This window comes from Variovorax sp. 278MFTsu5.1 (genome assembly GCF_048305045.1).
Taxonomy (GTDB): domain Bacteria; phylum Pseudomonadota; class Gammaproteobacteria; order Burkholderiales; family Burkholderiaceae_C; genus Variovorax; species Variovorax guangxiensis.
Map to the genome: position 1 here is coordinate 2,936,684 of NZ_CP157622.1, position 24,367 is coordinate 2,961,050.

At 66.1% G+C, this 24,367-nt stretch carries 23 protein-coding genes and 1 tRNA gene; 16 read left to right on the plus strand and 8 right to left on the minus strand.

Annotation, left to right across the window (positions count from 1 at the left end; all coding sequences use genetic code 11):
• Window positions 1-39 precede the first annotated feature (39 nt).
• From uvrB to ABL844_RS13665, 10 genes are all read left to right on the plus strand, one after another.
• Window positions 40-2,157, plus strand: coding sequence for an excinuclease ABC subunit UvrB (gene uvrB / locus ABL844_RS13620; RefSeq protein ID WP_418131625.1), 2,118 nt, complete (start codon window positions 40-42; stop codon window positions 2,155-2,157).
• Between the two features lie 234 nt (window positions 2,158-2,391).
• Window positions 2,392-2,928, plus strand: a complete 537-nt coding sequence (gene iscR / locus ABL844_RS13625; protein WP_007828186.1) for a Fe-S cluster assembly transcriptional regulator IscR — start codon at window positions 2,392-2,394, stop codon at window positions 2,926-2,928.
• Between the two features lie 91 nt (window positions 2,929-3,019).
• Window positions 3,020-4,240 (plus strand): IscS subfamily cysteine desulfurase, encoded by a 1,221-nt coding sequence (locus tag ABL844_RS13630; RefSeq protein ID WP_184638635.1) that lies wholly within the window; start codon window positions 3,020-3,022, stop codon window positions 4,238-4,240.
• Between the two features lie 55 nt (window positions 4,241-4,295).
• On the plus strand, window positions 4,296-4,718 hold the full coding sequence (gene iscU, locus ABL844_RS13635) for a Fe-S cluster assembly scaffold IscU (protein ID WP_126018730.1): 423 nt from the start codon (window positions 4,296-4,298) through the stop codon (window positions 4,716-4,718).
• A gap of 1 nt (window position 4,719) precedes the next feature.
• Window positions 4,720-5,043: an iron-sulfur cluster assembly protein IscA gene (iscA, locus tag ABL844_RS13640; protein WP_026346233.1), complete on the plus strand. Its 324-nt coding sequence runs from the start codon at window positions 4,720-4,722 to the stop codon at window positions 5,041-5,043.
• 68 nt (window positions 5,044-5,111) lie between these two features.
• Window positions 5,112-5,630 carry a Fe-S protein assembly co-chaperone HscB gene (gene hscB / locus ABL844_RS13645; RefSeq protein ID WP_418131626.1) on the plus strand — a complete coding sequence of 173 codons (519 nt, stop codon included), beginning with the start codon at window positions 5,112-5,114 and terminating at the stop codon, window positions 5,628-5,630.
• 4 nt (window positions 5,631-5,634) lie between these two features.
• On the plus strand, window positions 5,635-7,497 hold the full coding sequence (gene hscA, locus ABL844_RS13650; RefSeq protein ID WP_418131627.1) for a Fe-S protein assembly chaperone HscA: 1,863 nt from the start codon (window positions 5,635-5,637) through the stop codon (window positions 7,495-7,497).
• 9 nt (window positions 7,498-7,506) lie between these two features.
• Window positions 7,507-7,845 carry an ISC system 2Fe-2S type ferredoxin gene (gene fdx / locus ABL844_RS13655; RefSeq protein WP_019653159.1) on the plus strand — a complete coding sequence of 113 codons (339 nt, stop codon included), beginning with the start codon at window positions 7,507-7,509 and terminating at the stop codon, window positions 7,843-7,845.
• A 16-nt stretch (window positions 7,846-7,861) separates the two neighbouring features.
• A complete protein-coding gene (gene dnaQ, locus ABL844_RS13660; RefSeq protein WP_418120131.1) occupies window positions 7,862-8,569 on the plus strand; it encodes a DNA polymerase III subunit epsilon in 708 nt (235 codons plus the stop codon).
• Window positions 8,570-8,665: 96 nt separating this feature from the next.
• Window positions 8,666-8,740: transfer RNA gene (locus ABL844_RS13665), tRNA-Val, on the plus strand.
• A gap of 92 nt (window positions 8,741-8,832) precedes the next feature.
• Here ABL844_RS13665 and ABL844_RS13670 read toward each other — a convergent pair.
• The gene (locus ABL844_RS13670) at window positions 8,833-9,216 is read right to left on the minus strand and encodes a hypothetical protein (protein WP_418131628.1); all 384 of its coding nucleotides are present in this window, start codon (window positions 9,214-9,216) and stop codon (window positions 8,833-8,835) included.
• On the minus strand, window positions 9,207-9,809 hold the full coding sequence (locus tag ABL844_RS13675; protein ID WP_418131629.1) for an N-acetylmuramoyl-L-alanine amidase: 603 nt from the start codon (window positions 9,807-9,809) through the stop codon (window positions 9,207-9,209). The genes ABL844_RS13670 and ABL844_RS13675 overlap by 10 nt, the downstream gene beginning before the upstream one ends.
• A gap of 261 nt (window positions 9,810-10,070) precedes the next feature.
• On the opposite strand from ABL844_RS13675, the gene ABL844_RS13680 reads away from it, so the two are divergent.
• The 4 genes from ABL844_RS13680 to ABL844_RS13695 all read left to right on the plus strand — a co-directional run bounded on the left by ABL844_RS13680 (window position 10,071) and on the right by ABL844_RS13695 (window position 12,566).
• Window positions 10,071-10,193: a stereocilin gene (locus tag ABL844_RS13680; RefSeq protein ID WP_126018747.1), complete on the plus strand. Its 123-nt coding sequence runs from the start codon at window positions 10,071-10,073 to the stop codon at window positions 10,191-10,193.
• A gap of 40 nt (window positions 10,194-10,233) precedes the next feature.
• Window positions 10,234-11,337: an NAD(P)/FAD-dependent oxidoreductase gene (locus ABL844_RS13685; RefSeq protein ID WP_418131630.1), complete on the plus strand. Its 1,104-nt coding sequence runs from the start codon at window positions 10,234-10,236 to the stop codon at window positions 11,335-11,337.
• 158 nt (window positions 11,338-11,495) lie between these two features.
• Window positions 11,496-11,792, plus strand: a complete 297-nt coding sequence (locus ABL844_RS13690) for a glycine zipper domain-containing protein (protein WP_125949733.1) — start codon at window positions 11,496-11,498, stop codon at window positions 11,790-11,792.
• Between the two features lie 60 nt (window positions 11,793-11,852).
• Window positions 11,853-12,566 carry a phage holin family protein gene (locus ABL844_RS13695; protein ID WP_184638625.1) on the plus strand — a complete coding sequence of 238 codons (714 nt, stop codon included), beginning with the start codon at window positions 11,853-11,855 and terminating at the stop codon, window positions 12,564-12,566.
• 21 nt (window positions 12,567-12,587) lie between these two features.
• Here ABL844_RS13695 and ABL844_RS13700 read toward each other — a convergent pair whose 3' ends face one another.
• The gene (locus ABL844_RS13700; RefSeq protein ID WP_184638623.1) at window positions 12,588-13,673 is read right to left on the minus strand and encodes a quinone-dependent dihydroorotate dehydrogenase; all 1,086 of its coding nucleotides are present in this window, start codon (window positions 13,671-13,673) and stop codon (window positions 12,588-12,590) included.
• Window positions 13,674-13,713: 40 nt separating this feature from the next.
• Here ABL844_RS13700 and rpiA point away from each other — a divergent pair, with 40 nt between their 5' ends.
• A complete protein-coding gene (gene rpiA / locus ABL844_RS13705) occupies window positions 13,714-14,427 on the plus strand; it encodes a ribose-5-phosphate isomerase RpiA (protein WP_418131631.1) in 714 nt (237 codons plus the stop codon).
• Between the two features lie 24 nt (window positions 14,428-14,451).
• Here the strand turns inward: rpiA and ABL844_RS13710 are convergent, their stop codons facing one another.
• From ABL844_RS13710 to ABL844_RS13730, 5 genes are all read right to left on the minus strand, one after another.
• Complete coding sequence (locus ABL844_RS13710) at window positions 14,452-15,111, minus strand: glutaredoxin family protein (RefSeq protein WP_184638619.1); 660 nt, start codon at window positions 15,109-15,111, stop codon at window positions 14,452-14,454.
• A gap of 30 nt (window positions 15,112-15,141) precedes the next feature.
• Window positions 15,142-17,190 (minus strand): M3 family metallopeptidase, encoded by a 2,049-nt coding sequence (locus ABL844_RS13715; protein WP_418131632.1) that lies wholly within the window; start codon window positions 17,188-17,190, stop codon window positions 15,142-15,144.
• Between the two features lie 122 nt (window positions 17,191-17,312).
• Window positions 17,313-18,164: a bifunctional methylenetetrahydrofolate dehydrogenase/methenyltetrahydrofolate cyclohydrolase FolD gene (folD, locus tag ABL844_RS13720; protein WP_184638615.1), complete on the minus strand. Its 852-nt coding sequence runs from the start codon at window positions 18,162-18,164 to the stop codon at window positions 17,313-17,315.
• Between the two features lie 79 nt (window positions 18,165-18,243).
• Window positions 18,244-18,876, minus strand: a complete 633-nt coding sequence (locus ABL844_RS13725; RefSeq protein WP_012747279.1) for a response regulator transcription factor — start codon at window positions 18,874-18,876, stop codon at window positions 18,244-18,246.
• On the minus strand, window positions 18,873-21,413 hold the full coding sequence (locus ABL844_RS13730; RefSeq protein WP_126018766.1) for a PAS domain S-box protein: 2,541 nt from the start codon (window positions 21,411-21,413) through the stop codon (window positions 18,873-18,875). Before ABL844_RS13730 ends, ABL844_RS13725 begins: the two co-directional genes overlap by 4 nt.
• A 197-nt stretch (window positions 21,414-21,610) precedes the next feature.
• Between ABL844_RS13730 and aceE the strand changes: the two genes are divergently transcribed.
• Window positions 21,611-24,325: a pyruvate dehydrogenase (acetyl-transferring), homodimeric type gene (gene aceE / locus ABL844_RS13735; RefSeq protein WP_418131633.1), complete on the plus strand. Its 2,715-nt coding sequence runs from the start codon at window positions 21,611-21,613 to the stop codon at window positions 24,323-24,325.
• Window positions 24,326-24,367 lie beyond the last annotated feature (42 nt).

Sequence of the window (24,367 nt, forward strand, 5' to 3'; positions counted from 1 at the left end):
GAATTTTACCGGCGCGAGCGCCACCTGTCGGGAACAGCCATGCCAGACAACAACGAAGCCATAGCAGACCTGAAGAAACTCGACCCGATCGGGCCGGCGAAGCAGGGCGAGTTCGTCAAGTTCCCGGGCTCCCCCTTCGAGCTCTACCAGCCCTATCCGCCGGCTGGCGACCAGCCCACGGCCATCGAGGGGCTGGTGGAAGGCGTGAAGGACGGCGAGTCGTTCCAGACCCTGCTGGGCGTCACCGGCTCGGGCAAGACCTTCACCATGGCCAACGTGATCGCCCGCCTGGGCCGCCCGGCCATCGTGTTCGCCCCCAACAAGACGCTGGCGGCGCAGCTCTACAGCGAGTTCCGCGAGTTCTTCCCCAAGAACGCCGTCGAATACTTCGTCAGTTACTACGACTACTACCAGCCAGAGGCCTACGTGCCCCAGCGCGACCTGTTCATCGAGAAGGACTCGTCGATCAACGAGCACATCGAGCAGATGCGCCTGTCGGCCACCAAGAGCGTGCTGGAGCGGCGCGACACGGTCATCGTGGCCACGGTGAGCGCCATCTACGGCATCGGCACGCCCGAGGACTACATGGAGATGCGGCTGATTGCCCGCGTCGGCGACAGGGTCGGCCAGCGCGACCTGATCTCGCAGCTGATCCGCATGCAGTACACGCGCAACGAGCAGGACTTCGCCCGCGGCACGTTCCGGGTGCGCGGCGACACCATCGACGTGTTCCCGGCTGAGCACAGCGAGCTGGCGATCCGCTTCGAGCTGTTCGACGACGAGATCGAGTCGCTGCAGCTCTTCGACCCGCTGACCGGGCGCGTCCGGCAGAAGGTGCCGCGCTTCACGGTGTACCCGTCGAGCCACTACGTCACGCCGCGCGACAAGGTGCTGGCGGCGGTGGAAACCATCAAGCTCGAGCTGGCCGACCGGCTCAAGGAACTGGTGGGCGCCGGCAAGCTGGTGGAGGCGCAGCGGCTGGAGCAGCGCACGCGCTTCGACCTCGAGATGCTTTCGGAAATCGGCCACTGCAAGGGCATCGAGAACTACACGCGCCACCTCTCGGGCGCCGCCCCCGGCGATCCGCCGCCCACGCTGACCGATTACCTGCCGAAGGACGCGCTGATGTTCCTCGACGAGAGCCACCAGATGGTCGGCCAGCTCGGCGGCATGTACAACGGCGACAGGGCGCGCAAGGTCACGCTCGTCGAGTACGGATTTCGCCTGCCGAGCGCGCTGGACAACCGGCCGCTCAAGCTGGAGGAGTTCGAGGCCCGGGTGCGCCAGTGCATCTTCGTCTCGGCCACCCCGGCGCAGTACGAGAAGGACCATGCCGGCAACGTCGTCGAGCAGCTGGTGCGGCCCACCGGGCTGATCGACCCCGAGGTCGAAGTGCGCCCCGCCACGCACCAGGTGGACGATGTGCTGGGCGAAATCCGCACCCGCGTCGAGAAGAACGAGCGCGTGCTGATCACCACGCTGACCAAGCGCATGGCCGAGCAGCTGACCGACTACCTGGGCGACAACGGCGTGAAGGTGCGCTACCTGCACAGCGACGTCGACACGGTGGAGCGGGTGGAGATCCTGCGCGACCTGCGCCTGGGCACTTTCGACGTGCTGGTGGGCATCAACCTGCTGCGCGAGGGGCTGGACATTCCGGAGGTGTCGCTGGTGGCGATCCTCGACGCCGACAAGGAAGGCTTCCTGCGCGCGGAGCGCTCGCTGATCCAGACCATCGGCCGCGCCGCGCGGAACCTGAACGGCAAGGCCATCCTGTACGCCGACAGGATGACCGACTCGATGAAGAAGGCCATCGGCGAAACCGAGCGCCGCCGCGCCCGGCAGATCGCCTACAACGAGGCCAACGGCATCACGCCGCGCAGCATCGTCAAGCAGGTGCGCGACCTGATCGACGGCGTCTACAGCGAAAAGAGCGGCAAGGAAGCGGCCAAGCTCGACCTGGAGCGCGCCAAGGTCGAGGACATGAGCGAGAAGGACATCGCCCGCGAAATCAAGCGGCTCGAGAAGCAGATGCTGGAGCACGCACGCAACCTCGAATTCGAGAAGGCAGCCAGGGTTCGCGACCAGCTGGCGCTGCTGCGGGAACAGGCGTTCGGGGCCTCGGGCGGCGACAACATCGCAGGTCTGGCGCAGTAAGCCGGACGTTCGCATCTCCCCGCAAACCCGCGCTGGGGTTTACCCGAGCAGACCTCGGGGGCTTCTGTTATACTTGAGCGAAATACTCAACAACAAAGAGAAGAACTTCGCGATGAAGGACCGACTCCTACCGGCTGGTTCACCAGCGTCAGGGGTCGGGCAGGGCGGAGACGAGGTCACCGCGGTCCTGGACCAAGGTGTCATTTCAACGGTAAGCACTTGAAGGAGCTTGCGATGCGTCTCACTACCAAAGGCCGTTTTGCGGTCACAGCCATGATCGATCTGGCGTTGCGTCAGAACACCGGTCCGGTCACGCTGGCCGCGATCAGCCAGCGGCAGCAGATCTCGCTGTCGTACCTCGAACAGCTGTTCGGCAAGCTGCGCCGCCACGAGCTGGTCGAGTCGACCCGCGGCCCCGGGGGCGGCTACAGCCTCGGGCGCAAGGCAGCGGACATCACCGTGGCCGACATCATCGTCTCCGTCGATGAGCCCATCGACGCCACCCAGTGCGGCGGCAAGGAAAACTGCCTCGGCGAAGCCGGCCGCTGCATGACTCACGAGCTCTGGGCCTCTCTGAACCAGCGCATGGTCGAGTTCCTCGACTCCGTCACCCTGCAGAAGCTGGTCGACGACCAGATCGCCAAGGGCGTGCAGATCGAGAACAAGCCGGTCGTCAAGCGCGCCATCTCCGCGCAGCCGGTGGTCAAGCCGATTCGCGTGAACGCGCCGAATTCGGTGTTCGCGCTCGGGAACGCATTCGCGAAGTCCTGAAAGCGCTGAGTCAGAGTCCCGGCGGCGCCTTCGGGCGCCGGCCTGAGCAGCCCAGATCAAAGAACAACCCCCACGCCAGCACGAGCCAGCCATGGACGTAACTCCTCATTTTCCGATCTATCTCGATTACGGCGCCACCACGCCGGTCGACCCGCGCGTGGTCGATGCCATGATTCCCTGGTTGCGCGAGCACTTCGGCAACCCGGCATCGCGCAGCCACGCATGGGGCTGGGAGGCTGAGGAGGCGGTCGAGAAGGCACGCGGCCAGGTGGCCGAACTGATCAACGCCGACCCGCGCGAGATCGTCTGGACCTCGGGCGCCACGGAGTCGATCAACCTCGCGCTCAAGGGCGCAGCCAATTTCTACAAGGGCAAGGGCAAGCACCTCATCACCCTGAAGACCGAGCACAAGGCCGTGCTCGACACCATGCGTGAACTGGAGCGCCAGGGCTTCGAGGTCACCTACCTCGACGTCGAGGAAAACGGCCTCGTCGACCTCGAAAAGTTCAAGGCAGCGATCCGCCCCGACACCATCCTGGTCAGCGTGCTCTTCGTGAACAACGAGATCGGCGTGATCCAGGACGTGGTCTCCATCGGCAACATCTGCCGCGAGAAGGGCATCGTCTTCCACGTCGATTCGGCCCAGGCCACCGGCAAGATCGATATCGACATCACGAAGCTGCCCATCGACCTGATGAGCCTGGCCTCGCACAAGACTTACGGCCCCAAGGGCATCGGCGCCCTGTACGTGCGCCGCAAGCCGCGCGTGCGCCTCGAGGCGCAGATGCACGGTGGCGGCCATGAGCGCGGCATGCGTTCGGGCACGCTGCCCACGCACCAGATCGTCGGCATGGGCGAGGCCTACCGCATCGCCAAGCTGGAGATGCACAAGGACATCGAACACGCGCGCCGTCTGCAGAAGCGTCTGCTCGACGGCCTGAAGGATGTCGAGCAGGTGTTCATCAACGGCGACCTCGAACACCGCGTGCCGCACAACCTGAACATGAGCTTCAACTACGTCGAGGGCGAGTCGCTGATCATGGGCATCAAGGGCCTGGCGGTGTCGTCGGGTTCGGCCTGCACCTCGGCCAGCCTGGAGCCCAGCTACGTGCTGCGCGCCCTGGGCCGCAGCGACGAACTGGCCCACAGCAGCCTTCGCATGACCATCGGCCGCTTCACGACCGAAGAAGAGATCGACTACGCCATTTCGACCATCAAGCACAACGTTGCCAAGCTGCGCGAGCTGAGCCCCCTGTGGGAGATGTTCCAGGACGGCGTGGACATCAGCACGATCCAGTGGTCGGCCCACTGACGCAGGTCAGACCCGCACCAGGCACCACGATTGAACAAAGTTTGAGAGGTACACCATGGCATATTCTTCCAAGGTCATCGACCACTACGAAAACCCGCGCAACGTCGGCTCCTTCGAAAAGGGCGACGACTCCGTCGGCACCGGCATGGTCGGCGCACCGGCTTGCGGCGACGTTATGAAGCTGCAGATCAAGGTCAACCCCGAAACCGGCGTGATCGAAGACGCTCGCTTCAAGACCTACGGCTGCGGCTCGGCCATCGCCTCGTCGTCGCTCGTGACCGAATGGGTCAAGGGCAAGACGCTCGACGAAGCGGCCGCGCTCAAGAACGCGCAGATCGCCGAGGAACTGGCGCTGCCGCCGGTGAAGATCCACTGCTCCATCCTGGCCGAAGACGCCATCAAGGCAGCCGTGAACGACTACAAGGCCAAGCACGGCGTCAAGACCGAAACCGGTGCCGCTGCCGAAGCTGTCCACTGACATGGCCGTCACGCTGACAGAAGCCGCTGCCCGACATGTCACCCGCTACCTCGGCAAGAGGGGCAAGGGGGTGGGTGTGCGGCTGGGCGTGAAGACCACGGGTTGCTCGGGCCTGGCCTACAAGCTCGAGTACGTGGACGAACTGGCGCCGGAAGACGTGGTCTTCGAAGACCACGGCGTGAAGGTGCTGGTCGATCCGAAGAGCCTCGCCTACATCGACGGCACGCAGCTCGACTTCGTGCGCGAGGGCCTGAACGAGGGCTTCAAGTTCAACAACCCCAACGAGCGCGACCGCTGCGGTTGCGGGGAAAGCTTCCGCATCTGAGCTGATGCGCCGTCGCTGACTGCGACCACAGCCGCCAACATGTCATGTGCTGGCGGTTTTTTCTTGCCATGAACCTGAACGACACCGACTTTCAACTGTTCGCCGTCCCGGCGACCTTCGCGCAGGACCGCACAGTGCTCGACGCGCGCTGGAAGGAACTGCAGCGCGAGGCCCACCCGGACCGTTTCGCCGCGCAAGGCGCCGCGGCGCAGCGCGTGGCCATGCAGTGGTCGGTGCGCATCAACGAGGCCTACCAGCGGCTGAAGGACCCGATCCGCCGCGCCAGCTACATCTGCGAGCTGAACGGCGCGCCGCTCGATACCGAGAACAACACGGCGATGCCGTCCGATTTCCTGATGCAGCAGATGGAGTGGCGCGAGGCGCTCGATGACGTCGCCGATATCGCTTCTCTCGAAAAGCTCAACGCTGAAGTCGAGGCCGGCCGCACCCGTGCGCTGTCGTCGCTCGACTGGCTCATCGACGAGAAGGGTGACTACCCGGCGGCGGCCAGGCAGGTGAGAGCCCTCATGTTCATTGAGCGCTTCGCGCAGGACGTCGAAGCCAAGTTCGATCAGTTGGGACAATAACGGCATGGCTCTTCTCCAGATTTCCGAACCCGGCCAGGCGCCCGACCCGCATCAGCGCCGCATCGCCGTGGGCATCGACCTCGGCACCACGCATTCGCTGGTGGCCTCGGTGCGCAACGGCGTGGCCGAATGCCTGCCCGACGACCAGGGCCGCCTGCTGCTGCCTTCGGCCGTGCGCTACCTCGAGGGCGACCGCCGCCAGATCGGCTTCGACGCGCTGGCCGCTCGCGCACAGGACCCGGCCAACACCATCACTTCGGTGAAGCGCCTCATGGGCCGCGGCCTGGCCGACATCGCGAACCGCGAATCGATGTCGTACCGCATCGGCAGCGGCGACGGCGGCATGGTCAAGGTGCAGACGCTGGCGGGCGAGAAGTCGCCGGTCGAGATCAGCGCCGAGATCCTTGCCACGCTGCGTTTCCGCGCTGAAGACACCTTCGACGACGAACTCTACGGCGCCGTCATCACCGTGCCCGCGTATTTCGACGAAGGCCAGCGCCAGGCGACCAAGGACGCCGCGCAACTCGCCGGCCTCAACGTGCTGCGCCTGATCAGCGAGCCCACCGCTGCTGCCATCGCCTACGGCCTCGACAACGCGAGCGAAGGCGTCTACGCGGTCTACGACCTGGGCGGCGGCACCTTCGACATCTCGATCCTGCGGCTCACGCAGGGCGTTTTCGAAGTCATTGCGACCGGCGGCGACTCGGCCCTCGGCGGCGACGACTACGACCATGCGCTGGCCGACTTCGTGCTCGCGCAGACTGGCCTGCAGGCCGGCAGCGATGCCGACAAGGCCGCGTTGCTCGTGGCCGCCCGTGCGGCGAAGGAAGCCCTGACCGATTCGGCGACGGTCGTGTTCAAGGCAGAGGTCGCAGGCAAGACCGTTTCGCTCGACCTGACGCGCGAGCAGTTCTACGCCGCCACCCGGCCGCTGACCGACCGTACCATCGCCGCCGTGCGCAAGGCGCTGCGCGATGCGAAACTCAAGGCCGAAGAGCTCAAGGGCATCGTTCTGGTGGGGGGCTCCACGCGCATGCCGCAGGTCCGCCGCGCGGTGGCCGATTTCTTCGGCCGCGAGCCGCTGGTCAACCTGAATCCCGACGAAGTCGTGGCGCTGGGCGCCGCCATCCAGGCCAATCAACTGGCCGGCAACAACGGTGCGGGCGAGTTGCTGCTGCTCGACGTGATCCCGCTGTCGCTCGGCATCGAGACCATGGGTGGGCTCGTCGAGCGCATCGTGCCGCGCAACCAGACCATCCCGACGGCGATGGCGCAGGACTTCACGACCTACCAGGACGGCCAGACCGCACTGGCGCTGCACGTGGTGCAGGGCGAGCGCGACCTCGTCTCCGACTGCCGCAGCCTCGCGCGCTTCACGCTGCGCGGCATTCCGCCAATGGCGGCCGGCGCGGCGCGCATCCGCGTGACCTTCACGGTCGACGCGGACGGCCTGCTGAGCGTGAGCGCGAAGGAGCAGGGCAGCGGCGTCGAGGCCAGCGTGGCGGTCAAGCCCTCGTATGGCCTGTCGGACGACCAGATCGCGACCATGCTGCAGGAAAGCTTCTCCACGGCGCAGCAGGACATGCAGGCCCGCGCGCTGGTCGAGGCGCGCGTCGATGCCGATCGCATGCTGCTGGCCACGCAGAGCGCGCTCGATGCCGATGGCGACCTGCTGAACGACGAAGAGCGCGCGGCCATCGACGCATCGATGGCGCAGCTGCGCGAAGCCGCCAAAGGCAGCAACGAAGCCGCGGCCATCGAGGCCGCCACCAAGAAGCTGGCCGACGACACCGAAGCCTTCGCCGCACAGCGCATGAACGCGGGCATCGCGCGCGCGCTTGCCGGGCGCAAGGTCGAATCCCTCTAGAACAACAGCATGCCCACGATCAAGATCTACCCGCATCCCGAGTACTGCCCCGAAGGCGCAGAAATCACCGCGCCCGCCGGCACCTCGATCTGCGAGGCGCTGCTCGACAACCACATCGACATCGAGCACGCCTGCGAGATGAGCTGCGCCTGCACCACCTGCCACGTGATCGTGCGCGAAGGCTTCAACTCGCTGAACGAGGCGGAAGAGGGCGAGGAAGACCTGCTCGACCGCGCCTGGGGCCTGGAGCCGCAGTCGCGCCTGAGTTGCCAGGCGATCCTGGCGCAGGAGAATGTGACGATCGAGATTCCAAAGTACTCGATCAACCACGCCAAGGAAAACCACTGATGAGCAGGGAGTGCGCATGACCCGCCAGATCGTCCTCGACACCGAAACCACCGGTCTCTCGGCCGAGAACGGCGACCGCATCATCGAGCTCGGCTGCGTGGAGCTGTTCAACCGCAAGCTCACCGGCAACGACCTGCACATCTACTTCAACCCCGAGCGCGAGAGCCATGAGGACGCGCTCAAGGTCCACGGCCTGACGACCGACTTCCTGCGCGACAAGCCCAAGTTCGGCACGCTGGCCAACGACATCGTCGAGTACCTGCGCGACGCCGAGATCATCATTCACAACGCGGCCTTCGACGTCGGCTTCCTCAACAAGGAGTTCGAGCGCGCGGGCCTGCCGCCGCTGCGCACCTTCGTCGGCGAAGTGACCGACACGCTGGCCATGGCCAAGCAGGTGTATCCGGGCAAGCGCAACTCGCTCGACGCGCTGTGCGACCGTTTTGGCGTCGACCGTTCGAACCGTACCTTCCACGGCGCCAAGCTCGACGCGCAACTGCTGGCAGACGTCTACATCAACCTCACGCGCGGGCAGGACGCGCTGCTCATCGACGTGGCAGCCGCGGAGCCGGTGCAGGGCACCACCGTGGTGGCCGTCGACCTGAGCCAGTTCGAGTTGCCGGTGATCATGGCGGCCGAGCATGAGCTCACCGCACACGAGGCCGTGCTGGTCCAGCTCGATAAATCGAGTGGCGGCCGGACGCTGTTTCGAGAAAACGTCTGAGTTTCTTGAAAGCAGCTGAAAAGCTATGGCATAATCCGAGGCTTCGCAGAACGCGATACGTTTTCTAGGCACCGAGGCAAAAAGCAGCGGTGCCGAGGGCGGTTAGCTCAGGGGTAGAGCACAGCATTCACACTGCTGGGGTCGGAGGTTCGAAGCCTCCACCGCCCACCAATCAAAAAGCGACTTGGATTTCCAGGTCGCTTTTTTGTTTTGTGCGCCGAGAGGGGCTTCGGTTCGCCTCTCTCTGCTTCTCTATCCGTTGACTACTTCGTGGCGCCGAAGAGGTCGCCGCAGTTGTCGCACGCGAAGTACAGCTTCTGCTCTGCGCACTGCACCGAACCCGTCGCACCGGCGCGGATCTGCCAGTCGCACGATTTGCCCTGCCTCACAAGCGTGCCTTCGGCGTAGCAGGGCGCCACTTCGTAGTTGTCGTGCAGCGTCTTGTAGTCGACCTCGCGTGCCTTCGAGAAGAACTCGCGCGCCTGTCCATGGCTGCGTGGCACGTCGGAGCTGCGGCAGGTGGCCGGCGAGTCGGAGTGGAAGTCCGCAACGTAGATGTTGCTGAAAGCGGTGTCGCGAGTCGACGCGCAAGAGGAAAGCAGCACGGCCCCGATTGCGAGACCCACCGCGCGGAGTCTCACTTCCATATCGCCGAACTCGCTTCGCCAGGGTTCTTGTACGACACCGTCGGATGCCGGTAGACATCTTCCGGCTTGAGATTGAACTGCGCATACAGCACCTCGATGAGCCACTGCAGCGAGCTGTTCTGCGCAGCGGTCACAGCCTCGTAGTTCTTGTCGTCGATGTGCATGCCGACCAGCTCGATGCCGATCGAGTCGCTGTTCACCGGATAGCGGTCCGGATACGGCTTCGCGCGCTCGTGCGCGTCGATGGCGTTGATCTGGTTGACCCACGACATCGCCAGCATCTTCGCCATTGCGCCCGTGTCGCAGCTGCTCTTGTTGATGGTCAGGCACTTCGACTTGATCAGCTTGCCGACGTGATAGCAGCGCGCGAGAACGCTTGCCGTCTGGTAGATCTGGCCGTTCTTGTCGATGAGGAAGTGGGCGCCGTTGCCGCCCACCTGGTAGCCGTTGAGACTGGATTCGGCGGTGCCCGAGTCGGTCTGGTGGACGACGATGGCGAGCACGCTGGGAAGGGTGCCGTGTTCGATTCCCGGTGATCGTCGCAGGATCACCTTGGGGTCGATCAGCATCCCGTTTGCATCGATGGTGGACATTTCTCTCCCTGAAGAAAGTGACGCGATGACGGTTGCCTGCCGTGCTCCGGCAGCACGGGCCAGTACAACACATCCACCGTCGATGCCCAAGTCGCAGGAAGTAGTAACGCGACCTCCGGGCGACGATCCTGCAACAGTCGTCATTACCGTGTCACGAAGCTCGTGTCGCCCGTTGTCGGCCCTCACCGACGGCAAATGCAGCCCGCAGCTGTCGAATTTCTCGCACCGATGACCTAGAACCAGTTGGAAAGGAGCGCAGCCATGGCCACTCATCCCGACATTCCACCGCCCGTCGCGCCCGACCTGCCCGTCGAGCCTGACGAAGGACCCGAGACGCCGCCCGACGAGCCCACCGATCCCGAGCCGCCCCCGTCCGCGCACTGAGATAGCGAAGCTCCCGCGCAAGCCGCGCTAAGCTCGCGCGATGGACGAAATTGATTGCGCCGTCATCGGCGGTGGTGTGGTGGGCTTGGCAGTGGCACGCGCCTTGGCGCTCGCGGGCCGGGAGGTGCTGGTGCTCGAATCCGAAGGAGCCATCGGCACAGGAACGAGTTCGCGCAACAGCGAAGTCATTCATGCCGGCATCTACTACCCGCAGGGCTCGCTCAAGGCGAAGCTGTGCGTCGAGGGCAAGCAGTTGCTTTACGCCTACGCTGCCGAGCGCGGCGTGCCACACCAGCGCTGCGGCAAGCTGATCGTCGCCACCTCGCCCGAGCAGGCCGGCCAGCTCGAAGCCATCCAGCAGAAGGCGGCGGCGAACGGCGTCGATGACCTTGTCCTGCTCACGGCACAGCAGGCCATTGCGATGGAGCCGCAGCTGCACTGCGTGGCTGCGCTGCATTCGCCCAGCACCGGCATCGTCGACAGTCATGCCCTCATGCTGAGCTTGCTGGGCGATCTGGAGAACGCCGGCGGGATGCTGGCGCTGAAGTCGCCGATCACGCGCGCGGAGTGCGGTGATGGCGCCATCGTGCTGGCGGCCGAAGACGGCACCGTGCTGCGCTGCCGCAGCGTGGTCAATGCGGCGGGCCTCGGGGCCCCGGCATTGGCCCGGCGCTTCGATGGCCTGCCGCCGCCGTCGGTGCCGAAGGAGTACTTCGCCAAGGGCAACTACTTCACCCTTTCGGGACGTGCGCCGTTCGGCCGGCTCGTCTATCCCGTGCCCGAGCCGGGCGGGCTGGGCGTGCATCTCACGATCGACCTGGGCGGCCAGGCCAAGTTCGGGCCGGACGTGCAATGGGTTTCATCGCCCGGCGAACTGGTGGTGGATCCCTCGCGCGGCGAGGGTTTCTACTCCGAAGTCCGCAAGTACTGGCCCGCGCTGCCGGATGGCGCGCTGATTCCGGGCTATGCGGGCATGCGGCCCAAGATTTCGGGGCCCGGCGAGCCGGCCGCCGACTTCATGATCGACGGGCCCGCATCGCACGGCGTGCCGGGGCTGGTGAACCTGTTCGGCATCGAGTCGCCCGGCCTCACGAGCAGCCTGGCCATCGGGCAGTACGTCGCCCGGCTGCTGGCCGAGGCATGACTGCGGAGGGGGCAGGCGTCAGCCGATACCCATCGTGCGACAAAGTCTGCACATCTGTAGCGCCTGAGGGCCTTTCGAGCCTGTAACATGACAGCACGCCACTTGCTGGCGCGAAGCCGCCGGCGCGGTGCCGGTGTCATCACGGAGGAAAGTTTCCAATGAGTGCATCCCAAAATCTTGAAGCGGCAGCCGAAGACATTGCAAGCGACGTGCGCGGCGTGCTGGCGAGCAAGGACCTGGATTCGGTTCCCCACATCAAGGCGCTGCGCCAGCGCATCGACACCAAGCTGGCCATCGCACGCGAACTCGCGGCGGAGAAGAGCAAGCTCGCCGCCAAGAAGGCCCGCGAAGCGGCCAGCTCCGCCAACGCCTACGCCCACGACGAACCATGGCAGATCGCCGGCGCCGCATTGGCCGTCGGCGTGCTGGTGGGCCTGCTGCTTGGCCGCCGCTGACCCGGTAGTGCACGGCAGCAGCGGCGTTCCCGTTCACCCGGGCATGACAGGGGCCAGCCGATGAGGCTGCTCTCCCTGTTCGGACTGAACGCCCGCATCCGCCGGCTGCGCATCGCCGCGGCCGAGGGCGCCCTAGCGGCCGAGGACCGGGTGCAACTGCTGCGCATGGCCTGGGAAGACGAGAAGCAGCGGCTAAAGCTGATGCTCGTCCTCGGCCTGGCCGTGCTGGGGCTGACCACGGTCACGGTGGCTCTGCTGTCCGTGGCGGTGGTGGTGAACTTCTGGGACACGCCTCACCGCGTCACCGCCGCATGGTCGGTGGCTGGCGTATGGATCGCGCTCTGGCTGGCGGCCGTCATCGGGCTGCTGCTGACCCTGCGCAATGCGTCCAACAGTTTCGTGCCTGCTCGCCGGGAGTTCGAGCGTGACTGGGCCTGGGCCCAGGAGCGTTTCGGCCTCGGCAAGGATCCAGGGGAGGACGAGGAAGCACCGCGCCGCGTCCGCCGTCCGGCCACGCGCGAAGAACTGCTTGCTCGCATGGAGATCCAGCGCCAGCGCATCGCGACGATGCAGGGCGGACGCGAGACTCAGCCCGCGCCCGAGGCGGATGCCCCTCCGCCCAACGAGTCGGCCGCCGCTGCCGCGCTGCGCATCGCGCGTGCGCACCCGGTGGCCACCGGCGTCGTCGCGGCGGCTGCCGTGGTGGTGATCCGGCCGAAGCGTCTGCTGCGCTGGGCTGCGGTCATTGCGCCAGTGCTCTGGCGCATGCGCTGAGAGACTGAAGAGAAAAGGCGCTCAGGCCTTGCTACCGCGATCGCGCAGCAGCGCCTGGGCCGCTTCGCGGACCAGCGCCGGGCCGCGATAGATCAGGCCGGTGTAGATCTGCACCACGTCCGCGCCTGCGGCGATCTTCGCCTTGGCATCGGCGCCGCTGAGGATGCCCCCCACGCCGATGATCGGAAAGTCCTTGCCCAGCGCCGCACGCAGCTGCGCGACCACGCGGTTGCTGGCCTCGCGCACCGGTGCGCCCGACAGGCCTCCCGCTTCCTCCGCATGAGGCAAGCCCTTTACCGCATCGCGCGCCAGCGTGGTGTTGGTGGCGATCACGCCGTCCATGCCGTGGCGCTTGAGCGTGGCGGCGATCACCGATACCTGTGCTTCGTCGAGGTCGGGCGCGATCTTCACGAAGAGCGGCGAGCGCTTGCCGCCATGGCGCGTGGTCAGGGTTTCGCGCCGATCGGCCACTGCGCCAAGCAGGGCATCGAGCGCTTCGTCGCTCTGAAGCGAGCGCAGGTTGGCGGTGTTGGGGCTGGAGATGTTGATCGTCACGTAGTCGGCATGCGGGTACACGCCGTCGAGGCAGGCCAGGTAGTCATCCACCGCGCGCTCGATGGGCGTGGCGGCGTTCTTGCCGATGTTGAGGCCCAGCAGCATCGGCGACTTGGCACTGCTGGCGTTCTTGCGGAAGCGTGCCTTCTGCACGTTGGCCAGGAAGGCGTCCAGCCCCTCGTTGTTGAAGCCCAGCCGGTTGATCAGCGCGTCGCGCTGGGGCAGCCGGAACATGCGCGGCTTGGGGTTGCCCGGCTGGGCCTTCGGCGTCACCGTACCGACCTCGACGAAGCCGAAGCCCATGGCGGAGAAGGCGTCGATGCAGCGGGCGTTCTTGTCCAGCCCGGCCGCCAGGCCCACGCGGTTGGGAAAGGTCAGGCCGGCGAGCTCGACGGGATCGTCGACGCGCGGTGCCGAATAGGCGCAGGCCAGGGGAGTGTTCTGGGTGCGCGCCAGCCCGTCCAGCGTGATTTCATGGGCGTGTTCGGGGTCGAAGCCGAACAGGAAGGGGCGGGCCAGGCCGTAGAGCGAGGAGGGCATCAGCAGGGGCATCGGATAATTCGGGGCTTCAATGAGCCAAGGATTGTCCGTGATGACCGCACCCGCCTCCCCAACCCCCTCCAAACCGCTTTCCCAGGACGAACTCAAGGCCCAGGTCGGCCGTGCCGCGCTGGCCTACGTGGTCAAGGGCGAAATCGTCGGCGTCGGTACCGGATCGACGGTGAACAAGTTCATCGACGCGCTGGCCACGATCAAGGACGAGATCAAGGGCGCCGTCTCCAGCTCCGTCGCCTCGACCGAACGCCTGCGCGCGCTGGGCATTCCGGTGTTCGACAGCAACGAGGTTGAGGAACTGTCGGTCTACATCGACGGCGCCGACGAGATCGATCACCGCGGTTTCATGGTCAAGGGCGGCGGCGCCGCGCTCACGCGCGAGAAGATCGTCGCGGCGCAGTCGCGCAAGTTCGTCTGCATTGCGGATGAGTCGAAGCTGGTGCAGGTGCTGGGCGCGTTCCCGCTGCCGGTGGAGGTGATCCCGATGGCCGCGCAACGCGTGATGCGCCAGTTCGCGGCCATGGGCGGCATCGCCCAGGTGCGCGAGAAGGACGGCCTGCCGCTGGTGACCGACAACGGCCAGCACATCGTCGACGTGACGGGGCTGCGCATCACCGATCCGCTGGCGTTCGAGTCGACCGTGAGCCAATGGCCGGGCGTGGTGACGGTCGGCGTCTTCGCGCATCAGAAGGCCGACGTGTGCCTGCTGGGCACTGCGGCCGGTGTGAAGACGATGGAGTTCGCGGCCTGAGGTTGAAGCCCAGGCCGTGGGTGCCTAGAACTTGATGCCGGCCGGGTTGCTCGGCGTCGGCTCGCTCGAGGCCGGAGGCGGTGGTGCGGGTTGCGCGGCCGGGGCAGGCGCTTCGGCCCCCCGGGGCGCCGGCGTCGCCTGCTGAGCCACCAGCGGCCGGACCGGGCCGTTGCGATAGCCCGCGGGCAGGCTGTTGCTCTTGGGATAGCCGGCCGCGTCGAGGTACTGCGACCATTCCACGTCCGAGAAGCCCTTGAGCTGCTGCGAACCGATCGTCAGCAGCGGCAACGCATTCTGGTTGCTCAGGCGCTGCAGGGCTTCGATGTCCGCGTTGCTCTTGACGGTGCGCTCCTCGAAAGGAATGCCGCGCGTCGTGAGCAGGGTGCGCGCCGCGCCGCAGGGGCCGCATTCGTCCCCGCTGTAGAGGGTGACGGGATAGCGCTGCGCCACCTGGCGCAGTTCATAGGGCAGGCCGGCGGCGTTGGCGCCGGAAGGGGCCGTCGCGCCTTGCTGGCCGGCCGACGCCGGCTCGGTGCTCGCGCTCGGGGCGCGGTCGGAGAAGGTGACCTTGCCGTTCTTGTCGACCTGGCGGTAGATGGGTTGCGCCATCGCGCCCGCGGCAACGAGCACGAGGGCAAGGCCGGTCAGGCGATGCAATGGTGAGATTTTGTAAATCGTATGCATCGCCCGAGTATCGCAAGCTTCAGCGCCGCATCAAGCGGGCTGGGCCTGCGCCATGCCCTGGTGTCGCAGCAGCGCATCAAGCTGGGGCTCGCGGCCGCGGAACGCCTTGAACGAGTCCATCGCGCTGCGGCTGCCGCCAGCCTCCAGGATGGCCTGGCGGTACTTGCGGCCGGTCTCGATGTTCGGTTCGCCGTCGGCGCCCACGGTTTCCTCGAAGGCCGCGTAGGCATCGGCGCTCAGCACCTCGGCCCACTTGTAGCTGTAGTAGCCGGCCGCATAGCCGCCCGCGAAGATGTGGCTGAACGTGTTCGGTGTACGGCTGAAGGGCGGCGACGGCATCACCGCGACTTCGGCACGCACGCGGCCCAGCAGGGCCATCACTTCGCCGGGCTTGGCGTTGGCGGCGCGGTACTCGGTGTGCAGCAGCATGTCGAACAGCGAGAACTCGATCTGGCGCAGCGTCTGCAGGCCGCTCTGGAAGTTCTTCGCGGCCGTCATCTTGTCGAAGAGGGCGCGCGGCAGCGGCTCGCCGGTGTCGACGTGGGCCGTCATGTGCTTGAGCACGTCCCACTCCCAGCAGAAGTTCTCCATGAACTGGCTCGGCAGCTCGACCGCATCCCACTCGACGCCGCTGATGCCCGAGACGTCGCGCTCGTTCACCTGCGTGAGCATGTGGTGCAGGCCGTGGCCGAATTCGTGGAAGAGGGTGGTCACGTCGTCATGCGTGAGCAGCGGCGGCTTGCCATCGACACCGCTGGCGAAGTTGCACACCAGCTGAGCGACGGGCGTCTGCAGCACGCCGTTGTCGGGGCGCAGCCAGCGGGCGCGCACGTCGTCCATCCAGGCACCGCCGCGCTTGGCTGCACGGGCGGAGGGGTCGAGGTAGAACTGGCCGACCTTCTGGCCGGCGCGCTCGATGCGATAGAACTCCACGCTCGGGTGCCAGGTGGGCGCCGAGTCGCGGCGGATCGACACCTCGAACAGCGTCTCGACGATCTTGAACAGGCCGGCCATGACCTTCGGCGCCGGGAAGTACTGCTTCACCTCCTGCTCGCTGAAGGCATAGCGCGCCTCCTTGAGCTTCTCGCCGATGTAGCTCCAGTCCCAGGGCTGCGGATCGGTGATGCTCAGCTGCTCGGCCGCGAAGACGCGCAAGTCGGCAAGGTCGCGCTCGCCGTAGGGCTTGGCCTTGGCAGCGAGGTCGCGCAGGAACTTCACGACCTGCTCGGGCGACTCGGCCATCTTCGGCACGACCGACAGCTCGCCGTAGTTCTTGTAGCCCAGCAGCCCGGCTTCTTCCTCGCGCAGCGCGAGGATCTCGGTGATGAGGGAAGTGTTGTCGAAGGCCGTATCGCCGAACTCGCTGGCTCGCGTGACGTAGGCGCGATAGAGCTTCTCGCGCAGCGCGCTGCTTTTGGCGAACTGCATCACCGGCAGGTAGCAGGGCATCTTCAGCGTGAGCTTGTAGCCTTCCTTGCCGTCGGCCTCGGCGGCCGCGCGCGCGGCGCTCACCACATCCTCGGGCACGCCTTCGAGCTCACCGAGAGCGGCGTAGTAGGCGAAGGCGTCGGTCGCGTCGAGTGCGTTCTCGCTGAACTTCTGGCTCAGCTCGGCCAGGCGTTCCTGGATGTCGGCGAAGCGCGTCTTGGCCTCGCCCTGCAGCTCGGCACCGCCCAGCACGAAGTTGCGCACCGCATTGCTGTGGGCCTGGCGCTGCTCGGCATTGAGCGTCGTGGCGTCGATGGCCTTGTACTTGGCGTACAGGCGCTCGTCGGAGCCCAGGCGGGTCCAGAAGGCGGTAACGCGCGGCATGGCCTCGTTGTAGGCGGCGCGCAGCTCGGGCGTGTCGGCCACGGCGTTGAGGTGGCCGACGGCGCCCCAGGCGCGGCTGAAGCGCTCGGAAGCCACGTCGAGCACCTTGGAGATCGCGTTCCAGTCAGCGGGAAAGTCGGGCGCGGTGACGGTCTGCAGCGCGGCCTCGGCATCGGCCAGCAGTGCATCGACGGCAGGAGCGACGTGCTCGGGCTTGACTCGGTCGAACAGCGGGAGATCGGTGAAATCGAGAAGCGGGTTGGTCATATGGGGGATCCTGTTCGAACGTGGCGAGGCCATTTTCGGGGGCCACCGCGGAACCGGCTCCGCCGGTGGCGCCCCTCGAGGGGGAGGCGGCTACACGAAGTGAGCAAGCAACGGGGTGGTTCTCATGTTGCGGCGCGCTCGGCCGCTTCAAGGGTGTTGACCAGCAGCATGGCGCGCGTCATTGGGCCGACGCCGCCGGGCACGGGCGTGATCCAGCCGGCCACTTCCTTCACGCCGTCGAAGTCGACATCGCCGGCGAGCTTGCCGTCGGCCTTGCGGTTCATACCCACGTCGATGACGACCGCGCCAGGCTTCACCATGTCGGCAGTCAGCAGGTCGAGCTTGCCCACCGCGGCGACGATCACGTCGGCCTGGCGTGTGATGGCGCCCAGGTCCTTGGTGGCGCTGTGGCAGATGGTCACGGTGGCGCTCTTGGCGAGCAGCATCATGGCCATCGGCTTGCCGACAATGTTGCTGCGGCCGATGACCACCGCATGCTTGCCGCGCAGGTCGTAGCCGATCGATTCGAGCATCTTCATGCAGCCGTGCGGCGTGCAGGGCCAGAAACCGGGAGCGCCGGTCATCAGCGCGCCGGCGCTGGCGACGTGGAAGCCGTCGACGTCCTTGGCGGGCGAGATGGTCTCGATGACTTTCTGGCTGTCCATGTGCTTGGGCAGCGGCAGCTGCACCAGGATGCCGTGCACCTTCGGGTCGTCGTTGAGCGTGCGGATGCGGGCCAGCAAGTCGGCCTCGCTCATGTCGGCGGGGTAGGTCTCCAGCGTGGCGTCGAGGCCGGTCTGCGCGCTGTCGTTGACCTTGTGCTTGGTATAGACCTGGCTGGCCGGGTCCTCGCCCACGAGGATGATGGAAAGGGCAGGGTTCACGCCGCGGGCCTTGAGCGCCGCGGTGCGGCCGGACACCTCGGCGCGGATGGTTTTGGCGAGGGCGTTGCCGTCGATCAGTTGGGCGGTCATCGGTTTCGATTTTCCAAGTAAAAACGCCCGCTTTCGCAGGCGTGGGGTTCATTCGTCGCTATCGGGCGGATAGCTGTTTCTAGGCCTTGGCTGCTGGCGCCGCCTGCCCCAGCGCGATCTTGAGCAGATCGGCCACGGTGTTGGCGTTGAGCTTTTCCATGATGTTGGCGCGATGCGCCTCGACCGTCTTGATGCTGATGCCCAGGTCGTCGGCGATCTGCTTGTTCAGGCGGCCGGCGACGATGCGTTCGAGCACCTGCGCCTCGCGGCCCGTGAGCTTGGACAGCAGCGCGTCGCGGCTGGCCGACTGCTGGTGCTGCGTGAAGGCGCCGCGCGCATGTTCGAGCATGCGCTCGACCAGCGTGACGAGTTCCTCGTCGTTGAAGGGCTTCTGGATGAAGTCCATCGCGCCCTTCTTCATACTGTCGACGGCCATCGGCACGTCGCCGTGGCCGGTGATGACCACGATCGGCAGCGGGGAGCGTCGCTCGATGAGCCGGTCTTGCAGTTCAAGGCCGGTCATGCCCGCCATGCGGATGTCGACGATCAGACAGGCGACTTCACGCGGGTCGTATCGGGAGAGAAAGGATTCGGCGGAATCGAAACAGCGGACTCTGTAGTCCTTGCCTTCGAGCAGCCATTGCAGCGAATCGCGTACGGCTTCGTCGTCGTCGACGACATAGACCGTGCCCTTCTTCGGAATCAAACTCATGCAGGTACCTTTGCCTCGTCGCTAGCTACGGAACTGATAGCGTCCAACACCGGAATCCAGAAGGAAAAACGGCATCCGATCACATCCGGGCCATTGTAGATGTTCTCCGCCTGCATCCGGCCGCGGTGCGACTCGACGATGGTGCGGCACAAATTGAGCCCGATGCCCATGCCCTCGGGCTTGGTGGAGAAGAAGGCTTCGTAGAGCCGGTCCATCACTTCCGGGGCCAGGCCCTTGCCGGTGTCCTGCACCGAGAACTCGATGGCGTTGTGGCCCTCGATCACCTTGGGCAGCACGCGCAGTTCCACGCTGCGGCGCGCCAGCGGGCGGTCGGCGAGGTCGATGGATTCGGCGGCATTCTTGAGCAGGTTGACCATCACCTGCTCGATGAGGATCGGGTCGACCCGCACCACCGGCAGCCGCGCCGCCACGTAGTGGTTAAGGCGCACGTTGCGCCGGCGCAGCTCGATGCCGGCGAGCTCGACAGCCTCGCTCACCATGGTGGCAACGTCGGCCGGCGTGCGGTTGGGCTCGCTGCGTTTCACGAAGGAGCGGATGCGCTGAATGATCTGGCCCGCGCGCTGGGCCTGCTTCGACGTCTTCTCGAGCGCGGCGAGCAGGGCGTCGTTGTCGATCGACTGGCCCTTGATGCGCGACATCATCCCGTTGCAGTAGTTGGTGATGGCGGTCAGCGGCTGGTTGAGTTCGTGCGCCACGCTGGAGGCCATCTCGCCCATGGTGATGAGGCGGCTGGCGGCCTGGGCCTTGTCGGCCTGCGCGGCGGCCTGCTCCTCGGCGTCGCGGCGCGGCGTGATGTCGGTGGCGATCACCAGCTGCGCGAGGCGGCCGTCCACCCAGGTCAGGTAGCGCGAGCGCACTTCGAGCCACTTGCCGAGGTGGGGCACGAAGATCTCGTTGTTAGCGGTCTGTGCGGCGGTGAGGGTGTCGATCGGCAGGCCGGCGTACGGGTCGACGTCGTCCAGGCCCTCGTCGTGCGCGTTCGACGCCGGCACGCCGGCCTGCGCGACCATGCCCAGGTGGCCCACGGTGTCCGAACCGAACCAGAGCCGGTACAGCTTGTTGGCAAAGAGCAGTTCCTCGCTGCCGATGGGGGCCACCGACACGGCCGCGTCGAGCGCTTCCAGCACGGTGGTGAAGCGCTCGTAGGAGGCCGAGAGCTGCTCGCGGATGCGCGTGGGCTCGGTGATGTCGGTCATCGACGTCATCCAGCCGGTCTGGTGGCCGCGCGCGTCGATCAGCGGCGACACATAGAGGCGGGCGTTGAACACGCTGCCGTTCTTGCGCTTCACCCGCACCTGGAAGCCGCCGGGCAGGGCGCGGCCATGCAGCTCTTCTTCGAGCCGCTCGTTCATCACCTCGCGGTCTGATTCGAGCCAGTAGGGGAAGGGCGGCGACTGGCCGACCAGTTCTTCCTCGCTCCAGCCGGTCATGGCGCAGAAGGCGGCGTTGACGTAGGTGATGCGGCCCTGCAGGTCGAGCACGCGCATGCCGGTGAGCATGGAGTTCTCCATCGCCCGACGGAAGTTGGTCTCGGCCACCAGCCGCTGCTGCGCCTGCAGCCGCCGGCGCGTGTGGCGCCAGGTGCCGATCAGCATCCAGCTGGTGAGTACGCTCAGCGCGCAGACCAGCCAGAAGAGCCCGTTGCCGACCACGCCCTGCGAAGTGCGGTAGGCCTGAGCCCGCAGCACCAGCGCATTGCCGACGGGCGACACCGGCACTTCATATTCGTTGGTGCGCTCCGACCAGGGCAGCAGACGCGTGCCGCTCTCCTTCAGGTTGGCGGTGTTGCCGGCGATCACATGCCCCTTGGCGTCGAGCAGCGACACCGCGTAGCGCGCCTGCACCTCGGAGGGCATGCCGTAGCGCAGCAGGCCGTCGACCGAGAACTCGCCCAGCACCACGCCGGCGAACAGGCCCTGGTCGAAAAGGGGAATGTGCAACTGCAGCATCGCCGGCGGGTCTCCGCCCGCCACGGGCTGCGAGAAGACGGGCTGGCGCAGTTCGCGGGCCAGCGCATAGTTGCTCTCGATGTCGCCAGGGCGCAGCACGTCGCCGATCAGGTGCTGCTGCGCCGGGTGCACGCTGGGCGCCGCGTAGCCGGCCTTGAAGCGGCGGCGGTCGTCGATCCAGGTGATGGTCTGCAGCTCTGGGAACTGGCTCACCAGCGACTCGGCGCGGCTGGTGAATTCGATCGGGTCGATCTCGCGGTTGGAGGCGTCGCGCGCGATGCGCATCAGCTGTTCCTGGCGCTCGAGCAGCCGCAGGCGCATGCGCTGCTGCGCGTATTCGACGTCGCGGCGCACCGACTCTTGCTCGCGCTCGACCTCCTCGGTGCGCAGGTACCAGAAGGCGGAAACGATGGCGGCAAGGAACAGCAGCACGGCCGCCATCGGCGCGAGCATGGCGACCGCGTCCTGCAGCACCGGAGTCTGGCGTCGCCACCACCTGCGCCACCAGGACAGCGGCGAGGCGTTCACGGCACTGCGGGCAACCGCCAGCGGGGAGGAGAGAGGCATGGGGCGGATTCTAGGCTTGCCCCCTCGGCTTGCCATGTCCCGTGCGGACATCCGTTCCTGCTCTGATTTCTTTTGAATTTCACATTGAAAAATCAATGAGCACTATTTGAAATTGCGATGTTTCTATGAGAAACTCCGCCGCGTTCGCTGTACAGCGCACTTAAATTACTGCCACAGCCCTAAAAGGAGACACAAGCATGTCGGCAAATCCCGAGAACCTGTTCGGCTCGGCCGCTAACGACGCGGACGCCCAGGAGACCCGTGAATGGATGGATGCACTGTCTTCCGTCATCCAGAGCGAGGGGCCTGAGCGGGCTCACTTCCTTCTCGAGCAGCTGCTCGAACATGCCCGCCAGAACACGGTCGACATGCCGTTCTCGGCCAACACCGGCTACGTCAACACCATCGAACCCTCGCAGGAAGCCCGAAGCCCCGGTAACCTCGAGATCGAACAGCGCCTGCGCGCCTACATGCGCTGGAACGCGATGGCCATGGTGGTCAAGGCCAACCGCCACCATCCGGCAGAAGGCGGCGACCTGGGCGGCCACATCGGCTCCTTCGCCTCGCTGGCCAGCATGTTCGGAGCCGGCTTCAACCACTTCTGGCACGCCGAGAGCGAGAACCACGGCGGCGACCTGCTCTACATCCAAGGCCACGTTTCTCCCGGCATCTATGCCCGCGCCTACCTCGAAGGCCGCCTCTCCGAAGAGCAACTGCTCAACTTCCGCCAGGAAGTCGACGGTAAGGGCCTCTCCAGCTACCCCCACCCCAAGCTGATGCCGGAGTTCTGGCAGTTCCCCACCGTGTCGATGGGCCTGGGCCCACTGATGGCGATCTATCAGGCGCGCTTCCTCAAGTACCTGCACGCACGTGGCATCGCCAACACCGAGAACCGCAAGGTCTGGGTCTTCTGCGGCGACGGTGAAATGGACGAGGTCGAATCGCTGGGCGCCATCGGCCTGGCGGCGCGCGAGAACCTCGACAACCTGATCTTCGTCATCAACTGCAACCTGCAGCGCCTGGACGGCCCGGTGCGCGGCAACGGCAAGATCATCCAGGAGCTCGAAGGCGAGTTCCGCGGCGCCAACTGGAACGTCGTCAAGCTGGTCTGGGGCAAGGGCTGGGACGCCCTGCTCGAGAAGGACCACGACGGCGCGCTGCGCAAGATCATGATGGAGTGCAACGACGGCGACTACCAGTCGTTCAAGGCCAACGACGGCGCCTACGTCCGCAAGAACTTCTTCGGCCGCGATCCGCGCACGCTGAAGATGGTCGAGCACATGACCGACGACGAGATCTGGAACCTGCAGCGCGGCGGCCACGATTCGCAGAAGGTGTATGCCGCCTTCCACGCCGCCCAGAACCACAAGGGCCAGCCCACCGTGCTGCTCGTGAAGACCGTCAAGGGCTTCGGCATGGGCAAGATCGGCGAGGGCAAGAACACGGTCCACCAGACCAAGAAGCTCGGCGACGAGGACATCAAGGCCTTCCGCGACCGCTTCAACATCCCGATTCCCGACAGCCAGATCGCCGAGCTGCCGTTCTACAAGCCGGCCGACGACACGCCGGAAATGAAGTACCTGCATGAGCGCCGCAAGGCCCTGGGCGGCTACCTGCCGCACCGCCGCGTGAAGAGCGACGAGAGCTTCACCGTGCCCGCGCTCGACACCTTCAAGGCGGTGCTCGAACCCACGGCCGAAGGCCGCGAGATCTCGACCACCCAGGCCTACGTGCGCTTCCTCACGCAGCTGCTGCGCGACAAGGCGCTCGGCCCGCGCGTCGTGCCCATCCTGGTGGATGAGGCCCGCACCTTCGGCATGGAAGGCCTGTTCCGTCAGGTCGGCATCTACAACCCGCACGGTCAGCAGTACACCCCGGTCGACAAGGACCAGGTCATGTACTACAAGGAAGACAAGGCCGGCCAGATCCTGCAGGAAGGCATCAACGAAGCCGGCGGCATGTCGAGCTGGATCGCTGCCGCGACCTCGTACAGCACGAACAACCGCATCATGGTGCCGTTCTACGTGTACTACTCGATGTTCGGCTTCCAGCGCATCGGCGACCTGGCATGGGCTGCCGGCGACATGCAGGCGCGCGGCTTCCTGCTGGGCGGCACCTCGGGGCGCACCACGCTGAACGGCGAAGGCCTGCAGCACGAAGACGGCCACAGCCACATCCTGGCCAACACCATCCCGAACTGCGTGAGCTACGACCCGACCTTCGCGCATGAAGTCGGCGTGATCCTGCACCATGGCCTCAAGCGCATGGTCGAGAAGCAGGACAACGTCTACTACTACCTCACGCTGCTCAACGAGAACTACGCGATGCCCGGCCTCCAGCCCGGCACCGAAGAGCAGATCATCAAGGGCATGTACCTGTCGAAGCAGGCCCCCGCGCTGAAGGCCAAGGCACCCACGGTGCAACTGCTGGGCAGCGGCACGATCCTGCGCGAGAGCTTTGCCGCGCAGGAGCTGCTCGAGAAGGACTGGGGCGTGTCGGCTTCGGTGTGGAGCTGCCCGAGCTTCAATGAGCTGACCCGCGACGGCCAGGACGCCGACCGCTGGAACCTGCTGCACCCCGACCAGACCCCGCGCGTTCCCTTCGTGGCCGAGCAGCTGGGCGCCACGACCGGCCCGGTGGTGGCATCGACCGACTACATGAAGGCCTATGCCGAGCAGATCCGTCCCTTCGTGCCGAAGGGCCGCAACTACAAGGTGCTGGGCACCGACGGCTTTGGCCGCAGCGACTTCCGCAACAAGCTGCGCGAGCACTTCGAGGTCAACCGCCACTACATCGTGGTGGCGGCGCTCAAGGCGCTGAGCGAAGATGGCACCGTGCCGGTGGCCAAGGTGGTGGAAGCGATCAAGAAGTACGGCATCAATGTCGACAAGGTCAACCCGCTCTACGCCTGATCCCCAATCAACAACCAATCAACGAACGAACGGCGCCTGACG